Source organism: Citricoccus sp. K5 (assembly GCF_902506195.1).
Lineage (GTDB): Bacteria > Actinomycetota > Actinomycetes > Actinomycetales > Micrococcaceae > Citricoccus.
In genome coordinates this window covers 2,948,579-2,961,247 of the sequence record NZ_LR732817.1, presented here as the reverse complement: position 1 = coordinate 2,961,247, position 12,669 = coordinate 2,948,579, and the positions used below count along the sequence as shown (strand labels likewise).

At 69.7% G+C, this 12,669-nt stretch carries 11 protein-coding genes; 5 read left to right on the top strand and 6 right to left on the bottom strand.

Translation table 11 applies throughout. The features are described from left to right. The first annotated feature begins 16 nt into the window (after positions 1-16). On the top strand, positions 17-550 hold the full coding sequence (locus BOSE125_RS13265) for a metallophosphoesterase (protein ID WP_159553254.1): 534 nt from the start codon (positions 17-19) through the stop codon (positions 548-550). A 4-nt stretch (positions 551-554) separates the two neighbouring features. On the opposite strand, the gene BOSE125_RS13260 is transcribed toward BOSE125_RS13265, so the two are convergent. The 4 genes from BOSE125_RS13260 to BOSE125_RS13245 all read right to left on the bottom strand — a co-directional run bounded on the left by BOSE125_RS13260 (position 555) and on the right by BOSE125_RS13245 (position 7,276). Next, complete coding sequence (locus BOSE125_RS13260) at positions 555-2,021, bottom strand: YdiU family protein (RefSeq protein ID WP_159553253.1); 1,467 nt, start codon at positions 2,019-2,021, stop codon at positions 555-557. An 82-nt stretch (positions 2,022-2,103) separates the two neighbouring features. Next, complete coding sequence (locus BOSE125_RS13255) at positions 2,104-2,862, bottom strand: DUF1648 domain-containing protein (protein ID WP_159553252.1); 759 nt, start codon at positions 2,860-2,862, stop codon at positions 2,104-2,106. Between the two features lie 117 nt (positions 2,863-2,979). Then, positions 2,980-5,208, bottom strand: a complete 2,229-nt coding sequence (locus BOSE125_RS13250) for a catalase (protein ID WP_159553251.1) — start codon at positions 5,206-5,208, stop codon at positions 2,980-2,982. A 139-nt stretch (positions 5,209-5,347) separates the two neighbouring features. Continuing rightward, the gene (locus BOSE125_RS13245; protein WP_159553249.1) at positions 5,348-7,276 is read right to left on the bottom strand and encodes an ABC transporter ATP-binding protein; all 1,929 of its coding nucleotides are present in this window, start codon (positions 7,274-7,276) and stop codon (positions 5,348-5,350) included. 76 nt (positions 7,277-7,352) lie between these two features. Here BOSE125_RS13245 and BOSE125_RS13240 point away from each other — a divergent pair, with 76 nt between their 5' ends. From BOSE125_RS13240 to BOSE125_RS13225, 4 genes are read left to right on the top strand one after another with little or no spacing between them, the layout of a single operon-like run. After that, positions 7,353-7,868 (top strand): MarR family winged helix-turn-helix transcriptional regulator, encoded by a 516-nt coding sequence (locus BOSE125_RS13240; protein WP_159553247.1) that lies wholly within the window; start codon positions 7,353-7,355, stop codon positions 7,866-7,868. 60 nt (positions 7,869-7,928) lie between these two features. Continuing rightward, positions 7,929-8,315, top strand: a complete 387-nt coding sequence (gene trxA / locus BOSE125_RS13235) for a thioredoxin (RefSeq protein ID WP_159553245.1) — start codon at positions 7,929-7,931, stop codon at positions 8,313-8,315. A 58-nt stretch (positions 8,316-8,373) separates the two neighbouring features. Then, positions 8,374-9,003, top strand: coding sequence for a TetR/AcrR family transcriptional regulator (locus BOSE125_RS13230; protein ID WP_159553243.1), 630 nt, complete (start codon positions 8,374-8,376; stop codon positions 9,001-9,003). After that, on the top strand, positions 9,000-10,763 hold the full coding sequence (locus BOSE125_RS13225; protein WP_159553241.1) for an MDR family MFS transporter: 1,764 nt from the start codon (positions 9,000-9,002) through the stop codon (positions 10,761-10,763). Before BOSE125_RS13230 ends, BOSE125_RS13225 begins: the two co-directional genes overlap by 4 nt. On the opposite strand, the gene BOSE125_RS13220 is transcribed toward BOSE125_RS13225, so the two are convergent. Continuing rightward, entirely contained in the window at positions 10,753-11,280 is a 528-nt protein-coding gene (locus BOSE125_RS13220) for a septum formation family protein (protein ID WP_159553239.1), read from the bottom strand. The two genes, BOSE125_RS13225 and BOSE125_RS13220, sit on opposite strands and share 11 nt — an antisense overlap. A gap of 134 nt (positions 11,281-11,414) precedes the next feature. Further along, on the bottom strand, positions 11,415-12,596 hold the full coding sequence (locus tag BOSE125_RS13215) for an MFS transporter (protein ID WP_236558007.1): 1,182 nt from the start codon (positions 12,594-12,596) through the stop codon (positions 11,415-11,417). Positions 12,597-12,669 lie beyond the last annotated feature (73 nt).

Below are 12,669 nucleotides of genomic sequence, written 5' to 3'. Positions count from 1 at the left end.
CCGCTAGTCTCAGGGCATGTCCACCGCTCCGGTCCGCCTGCTGCTGCTGGCGGACACGCACGTCCCCACCCGGGCGCGCGCCCTCCCCGCGCAGGTGTGGCAGGCCGTGGAGGCGGCCGACGTCGTCTTCCATGCCGGGGATTGGCAGGTTACGGAGGTGCTGGACGAGCTCCAGGCCCGAGCCCATCGCCTGGTGGGCGTGTGGGGCAACAATGACGGCGCGGAGTTGCGCCGGCGACTGCCAGAGATCGCGCGGGTGGAGATCGGTGGCGTCCGGTTCGCCATGACGCATGAGACCGGGGCGGCCCGTGGCCGGGAACAGCGGATGGCCACCGCGTTCGTGGAGGACGACGTGCTGATCTTCGGCCACAGCCACATCCCTTGGGACTCGGTGGCCGGCGACGAAACGGCGAATCCCGGCCTGCGACTGTTGAATCCGGGTTCGCCGACGGACCGCCGGAGGCAACCCGAGTGCACCCTGATGACCGCTGCGGTGCAGGACGGGCGGTTGGCGGACGTCCGGCTGGTCGCCGTGGACCGGACGCCCTGACCGTTCAGGTCCCGCAGTAGGTGCGGTACTGACCGAAGTCCTCTGGCGGGGACTCCGCGTAGCGCTCGAAGCCGGGGCGTTCGCGGAAGGGCTCGCTGACGGCCTCCAGCAGTCGGTACAGGGGCGCCAGGTCATCGGCCGATGCGGCTTCGAGGGCCTCCTCGACCAGATGGTTGCGGGGGATATACGCCGGATTCGCGCGCTCCATCGACTCGGGATCCGGGGTGAAGGACTGCCAGCGCTCGATCCAGGCGTCGAGGGTGGGCCGGTCGGTGAACACGGCCTGCACCGGGCTTAGGTCTCCGCGAGCGGCCTGGCCCAGGCGGCGTAAGAACTGGGTGTAGTCCACGTGGTCCTGGTGCAGCAGGGCGAGGAGGTCATCGATCAGCGGGCCGACGGTCTTGTCCGGGGAATCCGCCGGCAGGCCCAGCTTGCGGCGCATGCCGGCCGAGAAGGCGGTCCCGAACTCCCGGGGGAACTCTCCCAGGGCCTCGGTGGCCAGGGCCACCGCCCGGTCCTCGTTCTCGTCCAGCAACGGCAGCAGGGCCTCGGCGAAGCGGGCCAGGTTCCATTGGGCGACCGCCGGCTGGTTCCCGTAGGCATAGCGCCCGCCGGTGTCGATGGAGCTGTACACGGCGTTGCGGTCGAAGGCGTCCATGAAGGCGCAGGGGCCGTAGTCGATGGTCTCGCCGGAGATGGTCATGTTGTCCGTGTTCATCACCCCGTGCACGAACCCGACCAGCAGCCACTGGGCCACCAGGCCGGCCTGCGCCCTGAAGACGCCGCGCAGCAGGGACAGGTAAGGGTTCTCGTCCTGAGCCGCCGTCGGATAGTGCAGGGCCACGGCCTGGTCCGCCAGGCGGCGGAGCAGCGCAGGATCCTCATGGTTGCGGGCGTACTGGAAACTGCCGACGCGCAGGTGGCTGGCCGCCACCCGGGCGAGCACGGCCCCGCGCAACGGACCCTCCTCGCGCAGGACGGTCCGGCCGGTGGCGACCACCCCCAGCGAGCGGGTCGTCCGGATGCCGAGCCCGTGCATGGCCTCGCTGATGAGGTACTCCCGGAGCATGGGCCCGACGACGGCCCGCCCGTCCCCGCCGCGGGCGAAGGGCGTGCGCCCGGAACCCTTGAGGTGGATGTCCCGCCGATGGCCGCCGGTGTCCGTGATCTCGCCCAGCAACAGGGCCCGGCCGTCACCCAGCCGGGGGACGTAGGAGCCGAACTGATGTCCCGCATAGGCCTGGGCCACGGGTGTGGCACCTTCGGGTACGCGGTTGCCGGTCAGGAGGCTGACGCCGTCCTGACTGCGAAGCCACTCCGGATCCAGGCCGAGATCGGCGGCCAATGGTTCGTTGACCACCAACAGCCGCGGCTCCGGGGTCTCCTCGGCCTGCCACGGGATGGCCAGTTCCGGCAGATCGGAGGCGAAGTTCGCCTGCAGGGACAGGGTGGGTTGGGGAAAGCGGCTCACGCTCTCCACGGTATCCGGGTACCCCTGCGTGGACGAGCCTCCACCGGCACCATCGCCAGATCGACTATGACGCGGGAACCGATCAGCCGACCGCGAAGACGAGCGCCAACGGGCCACCCACGAACACGACGAGGAACACGATCACGGTGATCCGGCCGGCGCGATTGCCCACGTTGATGGTGGCCCCGGTGCCGTGGCCCTCCCGCTTGGGGACCAAGATCAGCGGCTCATCCGGGTTGTTGTAGATCCCCCCGGGGAGCCAGAGCTTCTCCTCGGCCTGTTCCTCTGCGGTGGGAGTGAAGCCGTGCTCGCCAGCCTGGGCGTCTGCCCAGCGGCTCCAGCGCCGGTAGGGCAGGAAGATCATGAGGAAGACCAGGAGGAGGTAGAGGGCCATCGGCCACTTGAAAGAGACCTCATCCGGCGTGACCCAGCCTTGGACGCCGAGGTACCCGACGAACAACACGGTCAACAGGGAGATCCAGCCCAGCACGGAGATGGTGGCACGCTCGGCACCCTCCAGCCGGTACCGCTTCCACGCCGAGGGATCCTTCGGCGGGTTCATGAGCGCGGGGATGATGAGCGCCAGGACCGCCATCAGCGCGGTGGTGCCGGCGGCGATCATCTGCGGCATGAACACGGTGCCGAAGGACTTCTCCTCCCAGGCATCGGGTACCCCGCCGGGGCCCCAGTGCGTGGGTATGGTCTCGGGCAGGTCGGGGTAGACCCGGAGTCCCCAGACAACGACGGCCGCCAGGGCGAGCACGCTCAGGAGGAACGGAAGCCAAGCGGCTGACCTGCCCTGGCGGAGACCGGGCAGGGTGGGGCTGTTGTCATCGCTCACGCCCCGATCCTAACCGGCACCCCAGACCGGCCCGCCGCAGGTCAGACGCCGATGGAGGCGCCGTGGCCGGCGGCGGGCCGGAGGGGCGGCCGGATGCTGGGGCGGAGCGGGGCCGGATCAGGCGGTCGCGAAGCGGCCCGTCGTCGGGAACCGATCCCAGACCCGGTGCGCGGGCATCAGGCGCAGCAGCTGCTGGACCGCTTCCTCGCCGCCGGCACCGGTGACGACGCCGGCACCCTCCAGGTACCCGGCCGTGCGCAGCACGTCCTCGCCGGCCCCGTAGGCACCGATGGCCTTGGCCTGGCGCCACACCTCGCCCAGCAGCAGGGAGACCCGGGGATCGATGCCGTCCGGGGTGGAGGCCCCGACCTTGCTGTCGAGCCCATTGGCGGCGTCCGGGGCCGGCGGCGTCGCCGAGGCGATCAGGACGGCGTCGAACTCGATGGACCGGGCGGTGAGGTAGGTGCGTTGGGCCGTCAGGTCCTTGCCCAGCAGCCGGGTGGCGGCATCCCCTCCGCTCGGCGCGATGACCAGCGGCACCAGTCCGGCCTGGTGCACCGCGGTGACCGCACCGGACAGCTCGCCGGCATCGACCTCCGGTCCGACCACGATGCCCACCTGCCGTCCGTCGAGGGGCCATTCCCGGCCCACCTGGGACAGTGCCGGGGATGGTACGACGTCGGCCGGGGACTCCGCCGGCTTCGGCACCGGCAGGCCCAGCCCATCCGCGACGACCTGCGCCAGGGTCGAGTCGATCGCGGCCAGGGCCTTCAACTGGCGCTCGCGGACGGTTTGTTCGTAGCACTTGCCGAGCTCGAAGGTGTAGGCCTGCGCCGTGTGCTCCTTCTCCACCTCGGACAGGGACTGGAAGAACAACCGGGCCTGGCTGAAGTGGTCGTCGAACGAGGCCGGCAGGGCCCGTTCCTTCACCGAGGCGGGCACCGGGGCGGGGTGATCGATGAACGGCCGGTCGCCGTCGGGCGTCTCGAAGGGGTTGCCCCCGTCCAGCGAGTTCGGCCGGTAGGGGGCCACCCCGGTGTGCACCGCGGTCTGGTGCATGCCGTCCCGCAGCATGTCATTCACGGCGGCGTGCGGGCGGTTGATGGGCAGCTGGTTCCAGTTCGGTCCGCCGAGTCGGGTGATCTGGGTGTCCAGGTAGGAGAACAGGCGGCCCTGCAGCAGCGGGTCATTGGTGACGTCGATGCCCGGGACGAGGTTGTTCGGGTTGAAAGCCACCTGCTCGGTCTCGGCGAAGTAGTTCGAGGTGTTCTTGTTCAGGGTCATCAGGCCGATCGGCTCCACCGGCACCAGTTCCTCCGGCACGATCTTGGTGGGGTCCAGCAGGTCGATCCCCGCGAACATCTGGTCCTCGGTGTCCTCGAAGACCTGAACGCCCAGCTCCCACTCGGGGAAGGCTCCGGCCTCGATGGCGTCGGCGAGGTCCCGGCGGTGGAAGTCCGGATCGGCGCCGCTGATGATCTGCGCCTCCTCCCAGGTTACGGAGTGCACGCCGAGCTTCGGCTTCCAGTGGAACTTCACCAGCACGGTGGAGCCGTCCTCGGCGATGAGGCGGAACGTGTGGATCCCGAAGCCCTCCATCATCCGGAAGGAGCGCGGGATGCCGCGGTCGGCCATGTTCCACATGGTGTGGTGCTGGGCCTCGGTGTGCAGGGAGACGAAGTCCCAGAAGGTGTCATGGGCGGATTGGGCCTGGGGGATCTCCCGGTCCGGGTGTGGTTTCACGGCGTGCACCACGTCCGGGAATTTGAGCGCGTCCTGGATGAAGAACACCGGGATGTTGTTGCCCACGAGGTCCCAGGTGCCCTCGTCCGTGTAGAACTTCGTGGCGAAGCCGCGGGTGTCCCGGGCCAGGTCCGAGGACCCGCGGGAGCCGACCACCGTGGAGAAGCGGACGAAGACCTCCGTCTCCTTGCCCTTGGCGAACACACCGGCCCGGCTGATCTTCGAAGCCGAGCCGTAGCCGCGGAAGACGCCGTGGGCCCCGGCGCCCCGGGCGTGGACCACCCGCTCGGGGATCCGCTCGTGGTCGAAGTGGCTGATCTTCTCGCGGAAGTGGTGGTCCTGCAGCAGCGCCGGACCCCGCGCGCCGGCCCGCAGGGAGTGGTCGGAGTCCTTCAGTCGGGCGCCGTGTGCGGTGGTGAGGAACTTCCCGCCCTGGGCCACCTTCTCCTGTGGGGTGCCCGTCTCCTGGCCGGTGGGGGACACGGTGGCCGGCCCGGACTGGTCCGGCGAGGGCGGCAGCGGCCCGGCCGGAGTGGTGGGCTCCTCGATGGTGGGTTCGGTGCTGCCGGGGGAGCCGGGGATCGGAGGCTGCTGCTCGGGCATGGAACTGGCCTTTCGTCGGGCCCTGCAGGCCGTGACCTGTGGCGCGGAAGGCGCCGACGACGTCGTGCGGGACGGGATCCCGGACTGCAGGACTGGGGTGGGTCCGTGGCCACCCTAGGCACGGCCCCCGGTGGCCTGGCTAGCCCGTGGCGACTGGCGATCTGAGGGCCGTGACCGTCGGCTGTTCGCCGCGGGCGGCAAGGAGAGCGAACGGGCCATTCCCGGCCAGGAGCGCAGCCGGAGGTCCCTGCTCCACGATCCGGCCGGCGCCGAGCACCACGACCTGGTCCGCCTCGGTGACCGTGGACAGGCGGTGGGCGATCATCAGCGTGGTGCGGCCCACGGAGAGGCGGTCCAGGGCGGCCTGGACGCGGGCCTCGGTGGTGTTGTCCAGCGCGGAGGTCGCCTCGTCCAGGACCAGCACGGGAGGATCGCGCAGGATGGTCCGGGCGATGGCCAGCCGCTGCTGCTCGCCGCCGGAGAAGCGGTGTCCGCGGGCGCCGACCAGGGTGTCCAGCCCGTCGGGCAGGGCCGCGATGGTGTCAGCCAGCGAGGCGGCGCCCAGGACTTCCCAGAGGCGGGCATCGGTGGCCTCCGGGTCCGCGAGGAGCAGGTTCTCCCGCACAGAGGCGTGGATCAGATACGTCTCCTGGGAGACCACCCCGACCATCCTCGCCAGGTCCTGCGGGGCGATGTCCCTGACATCAGTCCCGTCGATCGTCACCCGGCCTCCCGTGGCGTCATACAGCCGGGGCAGCAGTGACGCGAGCGTGGACTTGCCTGACCCCGTGGGGCCGACGACGGCCGTGGACGTCCCAGCCGGGATCACCAGGTCGATGCCGTCGAGCACGTGGCGTGGCCCGGTCCCCGGGTTGCGCCCCGCGGCAGGCGCGCCGTCCGCGGTGGGGGCGGCGCCGTCGTCGTAGGCGAAGGAGACGTTCTCGAAGCGCACCTCGCCACGGACCTGTTTCGGCTCGATCGCGGCGGGTGAGGACGGCGGCTTCAACTCGGGATCGAGGTCGAGGTATTCGAAGATGCGGGAGAAGAAGGCCAGCGCGGTGACCCACTGGACGCCGATGTCGAGCAGGCCCATGACGGGGCGGAACACGGTGCCCTGTAGGGCGGTGAACGCCACGAGCGTGCCGATGGTCATGCCGCCGGAGGTCGCCGGGAAGCCGGCGGCCAGGTAGATGACGGCGGGGATGGCGGCGAAGATGATCTGCATGGTGGCCATCCGCCAGCGGCCAGCCAGTTGGGAGCGCATCTCCAGGCCCAAGAGCGCCTCGGAGCGGTCGGTGAAGCGGCGGGCGTCCCGCTCGGTGGTGCCGAGGGTCTTGGTCAGGCGCACGCCGGAGACGGAGAGGCCCTCCTCCACCTGGGTGTGCAGCGCCGCGAGCGTCTGCTGGCGTTCGGCGGTGACGGCGCGTCGGATCATGGCCACCCGGCGGGAGAGCCAGATGGCCGGCGGCAGCACCACGAGGGAGATCAGCGAGAGCTGCGGGGACAGGGCCACCATGGCGACGGCGGTGGCCACCGTGGTGGTCAGGTTGGTGGCGACGCCCGTGGCGGTGGATGTGACCACGGACTGCATGCCTGCGATGTCATGCGTCAGGCGGGACTGGACCTCGCCGCCGCGGGTCCTGGTGAAGAACGCCAGCGACTGCTGCTGCAGGTGCGTGAAGAGCTTGACGCGCAGGGTGTGCATGACCCGCTGACCCATCTGCGTGGCCATCCACGTCTGGACCACGCCGATCACGGCGGTCACGGCCGCCACGGCGACCATCGCACCGGCCAGGAGGGCCAACAGGGAGAGGTCCCGGTTCGGCAAGGCGTCATCGATCACCCCGCGGACCAGGAACGGCTGGGCAAGATTGACGACCGAGGAGACGGAGATCAACAGCACGACGACGGTGATGGTCACCTTGTGCGGGGTGAAGAGCGCCGCGATGCGGCGCAGGGACACGGGGTGGCGCTGCAGTTGGGTCTTGTCAGCCGGGTCCACCTTGGCTGGGCCGCGGCCTCCGCCGCTGGGCGGGTCGGAGGGGGTGTGGGGGGCGGAGTTGCTCATGGTCCTCCCTTCAGGAGACTTAGAGAGGTTACCTCACTAAGAGGTTGGAAGTCAATAATCGCGTAGGATGAGGGGCATGACTGCTGGTGGCCCCCCGGCCGAGACCCCCGACCTCGGCGACCTCATGCACGCCGCCTTCCGCCGGCTGCGCCACCGCTGGAGTCATCAGCTGGCCCCCTTCGACCTGACGCCGTATCAGTTCCGGGCCCTGCAGGCCGTGGGGGGTGGTGCCCACGGGCATGGGCCGGATGGTCACGGGGCGTGTGCTGACCACCGCCGTTGCCAGGAGGCGGGCCGGCATATCGAGGAGGGCCTGCGCCTGAAGGACATTGCCGACCGCCTGCGGATCGCCGCGCGCTCGGCCACCGAGGTCATCGACCAGCTCGAGGCCAAGGGGCTCGTGGAGCGCCGGCCCGACCCCGAGGACCGGCGGGCCACCCGCATCAGCCTGTCCACGGCCGGCGTCCAGCTGCGGGAAGACGTCCGTGAGGCCCGGCGCCGGGAGGCCGGCGACTATTTCTCTGTGCTGTCCCCGCCCGACCAGGCCGAGTTGGCCCGGCTGCTGACCGAGCTGGCGCGCGCCCAGGAATAGCAGGCCGGGGCGGACGGGTTGAGGGGTGTAGATTCCGACCTCTCTCCTGACAGGAGCCCCATGGCCACCGTTGACCTCTCCGTAGAGACCTTCGGCACCGCCGTTGCTGAGAATGACACCGTCCTGGTGGATTTCTGGGCCGCGTGGTGCGGCCCGTGCCGCCAGTTCGCCCCCGTGTTCGAGGCTGCCTCCGAACGGCACCCCGATGTGGTGTTCGCCAAGGTGGACACCGAGGCCGAGCAGCAGCTGGCCGCGATGGCCGGCATCACGTCCATCCCCACGCTGATGGCCTTCCGCGGTGGCGTGCTGGTCTTCTCCCAGGCCGGAGCCCTGCCCGGTACTGCCCTCGGAGAGTTGTTGGACCAGGTCAAGGGCATGGAGATCGCCAAGGTGCGCCGCATGGCGGAGGAGCAGGCTGCGCAGCCTGACCCAGCACGCCTGGGGTGAGCTGCATCACTGCAATTTTGCAGTTGCGCAATAAGTGCAGTCGTGCAAAAATAGAGGCATGCCCCCCACGGATACCCCTGCTTCGACGTCCCTTCGCGAGCGCAAGAAGACCGAGACCTGGCACGCCATCCATGACGCTGCCGCAGAACTCGCCCTCGATGATGACACCAAGCACGTCACCGTCGAGGCCATTGCCAGCGAGGCTGGAATCTCCCAACGGACATTCTTCAACTACTTCCCCACCAAGGAAGATGCCATTCTCGGCGTGATGCCGCCCAGCGCGCCTGAACTTCCCGAGGACTTCCTCGATGAAGAGGGGCTCATTCACCGCACCACGGAACTCCTGCTGACCGTCGGCCGGAGCACGTACGCGGAGGGTGATGCTGACCGGCGGAGCAGACTCTTCGAGAAGTTCCCGCACCTGCTGTTGCGGCGCCGGGAAATGATGATGCAGGGCGAGGACCTCGTCTATCAGATGATCGCCACGGCCATGGCCGACCACCCGGCATGGTCCGGCGGGCTCAACGGCCACAGCGTGGAGCGGACAGCCCGCATGCTCACCATGGCGGCCGGCGTCCCGCTGCGCTATCTCATCGTGACCCGTGGCGCGGCCGGCGGATATCTCGCACAGTCCTCCGTGGACGACGCCCTTGACCTCTATCAGGACCTCTACAGGAAGCTTTCATGACCCACCACCCCGAGGATGCTCTCAAGGGGTCCGCATCCGCCCCCGCCGCACCGGTCCAGAAGACCGTGTCCGACGCCGGCCCGGCCACACCCCAGGCCACGTCCGGTTCCGCGGTCCCGAAGGGAACGCTCGTCCCACTGTTCATCGGCCTCATGCTGGCCATGCTGCTGGCCTCCCTGAACCAGACCGTCTTCTCGACCGCCCTGCCGACCATCGTCGGTGAGCTCAACGGCGTCAGCAGCATGGTCTGGGTCATCACGGCGTTCATCCTGGCCACCACCATCGCCATGCCGATCTACGGCAAGCTCGGTGACCAGATCGGCCGCAAGCCGCTGCTGATCTTCGCCATCTCCGTGTTCATGGCCGGCTCCGTGGTCGGCGGCCTGGCCCCGGACATGACCACCCTGATCGTGGCCCGCGTCATCCAGGGACTCGGCGGTGGCGGCCTGATGATCCTGTCCCAGGCTGCCATCGCGGACGTGGTCCCCGCCCGTGAGCGCGGCAAGTACATGGGCATCATGGGTGGCGTCTTCGCCCTGTCCTCCGTGATCGGCCCCCTGCTGGGCGGCTGGTTCACGGACGGCCCCGGCTGGCGCTGGGCCTTCTGGATCAACCTGCCGATCGGCGTGCTGGCACTGCTGGCGGCCGTCTTCTTCCTCAAGCTCCCCCGCAAGAACCATGGCCGCCTGACGCTCGACTGGGCCGGCATGGCGCTGATTGCCGTCGCCACCACCTCAATGGTCCTGGTGACCACGTGGGGCGGCAGCACCTACGCCTGGACCGACCCGATGATCCTGGGCCTCATCGCCGTGTTCGTGGTGGCCGCCGTCGTCTTCGTGCTGGTGGAGCGCCGCACCGCCGAGCCGCTGATCCCGATGACGCTGTTCCGGGAGCGCAACTTCGTGCTGACCACCATCTCGGGGCTGTTCGTCGGCGTCGCCATGTTCGGCGCGCTGGGCTACATGCCGACCTACCTGCAGATGTCGTTCGGCCTGGAGGCCTCCGTGGCGGGGTTGGCCATGATCCCCATGATGGCCACCATGCTCGTCACCTCCACGGTGTCCGGGCAGCTCGTGTCCAAGTACGGCAGGTACAAGTGGTACCCGGTGGTCGGTGCTTTCGTGATCACCGGCGCCATGGGTCTGCTGTCCCTGATGGATCCGCATCAGCCGATCTGGATCGTCTGCACCTACATGGCGGTCCTCGGCCTCGGCCTGGGCCTGTCCATGCAGATCCTCGTGCTGATCGTGCAGAACACCTTCCCGATCTCCATGGTCGGGACCGCCACGGCCTCGAACAACTACTTCCGTCAGATCGGTGCCACCCTGGGCTCCTCGCTGGTCGGCAGCCTGTTCGCGTCCCGCCTGGCGAACCTCATGAGCGAGCGGATTCCCGCCGCGGCATCCGGTCAGATGGGCAACGCCGACTCGCTGACCCCCGCCGCCGTGCAGGGACTGCCGGAGCCGCTCCATGACACGGTGATCACCGCCTACAGTGACGCCCTGACGCCGATCTTCCTGTGGATCGCGCCGCTGGCCCTGCTCGCCGCCGTGTTGCTGTGCTTCGTGAAGGAGAAGCCGCTGGCCACCCGGATCGAGCGTGCGGTCGAGACCGAACCGCTGGCCACCGGAAGCATGTCGATCGTCTCTCCTGAGGCAGCCCGGGCGACCATCCCTGCCACGGCCGGTGAAGGGCCCAGGGCCGACGAGCCTCAGTCGGCGGAGGCGAAGACGGGCCGGAGCGAAGTGCTCAGCCGCTGACGGGCTCGGCGTCCCCAGTGGCGGGGCTGCCCGTCCAGGAGGTGCCGTCCATCCGGTACAGCACGCAGTGGATGTTCCGCTCGCCGCTCTCCCAGGAGTACTCGTTGGGCAGGAGGGGATAGAAGTCCCAGTCGGGTGAGTCCTCCCAGGCCTCGTCCACGTAATCCTCGAAGACCTGGCCGGCGCAGACCTCCTGGTGTTCCCACCACAGCTCGGGATCCTCGCCCGGGTACTCGACCGACCCAGGGACCGAGACCACGTGCAGCACTTCGTTGTCATGCTCTTCGCCGCAATCCACGGTGCTGACGCCGATGAGCTCGTCGGCCTCCGGCTCGATGAAGCACTCACCCGCCACCAGGTCGTTGGCGTCCGTCCGCTCGGGATTGAGCTCGACCCCGAAGGCCCGGGCGGCCTCGTCCACCTCCTCTGGCACAGCGGAGCAGGCGGAGACGGTCAGGAGGCTGGCGGTCAACAGGGCGGCCGGAACCAGGGTCCGGGCAGGGCGAGGCAAGGACATGTGCAGGACTTTCGGTGCGAGCCCGGACGTCGGCGGGGGGAGCATTCCGGCGGGGGCGATGAGCGGTGATGACCACAGGATCATAGCTCGTCGGGCCGCGATTCAACGTTCGGATCCGTACTGGCCGCAGTGTTTCAGGACGGCGGGTCGGAGCGCAGGTAGCGCCGCTGCGCCACCACCACGAGCCCCACCAGCACCGCGCCCACCGCGGCTGTGGCACCGAACAGCCAGGCCCACTGGCCGGCGTCGGCGAGGGGGCCCGCCACCAGGGTGCCCACAGAGCTGCCGGCGAACAGGGACGCGGCGAACAGCGCGACGGCCGTTCCACGCAGTCCCGGCAACACGTTCGTGGCCCAGGCCTGCAGCGAGGTGTGCAGCAGCGCCCACGTCCAGCCCAGCGCCGCGGCGGCGAACGCGACGGTCGGCACCGAGACGTGGACGGCGACGGCGGCATAGCCGGCCACCATGCCGGCCCCGCCCAGGGCCATGGTCGCCGGAACGGACAGCCGGCGGAGGATGGGCCGGACCAGCCGACTGCACGCGAGGGTGGACACCCCGTACGCGGCAACGGCCAGGCCCGCCACGGACGCGTCCAGCCCCTGGTCCTGCAGGGCCGGTGCCAGCAGGGTCAGCAACCCCAGCACCACGGCCCCCTCTACGAACACCAGCCCGATCACCGCGAGCATCCAGCGGTGCCGCAGCGCCTCGGCGAACGCCCCCAGCAGGGGCCGCCGGGCCGGCAGCGGAGGTTCGGCGGTGGTCCACAGGGCCACGATGCAGCCCACGGCCAGCACCGGCGGGAGGGCGAACATCAGCCGCCAGCCCACCGTCTCGCCCACGATGCCGGCCGCGGCCGTCGCGATCGCCGTCCCCACCGCGATGGCCGCCATGTTGTCCGCCAGCGCGGCTTGGCGGCGCAGTGGCGGCACGGTGTCCCCGATGAAGGTGATGGCGGTGGGGATGATCCCGCCGAAGCACGCGCCGGTCAGGCAGCGGAAGAGCATCAGCAGCGGCAGGGTGGGCGCGATCGCGGAGAGCAGGCCGAACACCACGGACCCGGCCAGGGCGATCCGCATCAGCCGCATCCGCCCGAACCGGTCCGAGAGGCCGCCCCAGAGCGGCTGGGTAAAGCCGTAGGCGAGGAAGTACACCCCGGCCACGGCCACCGCCTCGTCCAGGGAGGCGCCCAGGTCCACGGCCAGGAAGACCAGCAGCGGGCTGACCGCGAAACGGTCCACGCTGGAGGTGAAGGAGGCCAGGGCGATGGAGACGGGCACGCGTTCGGTTGCGCCGCCGTCGGGCATCTGGGGGTTCACAGGGGGACTCACAAGAGGCCAAGGTACGCCACGCCACCCCCGCATCCCTTAAAACACGAGAGCGCTACTTGTC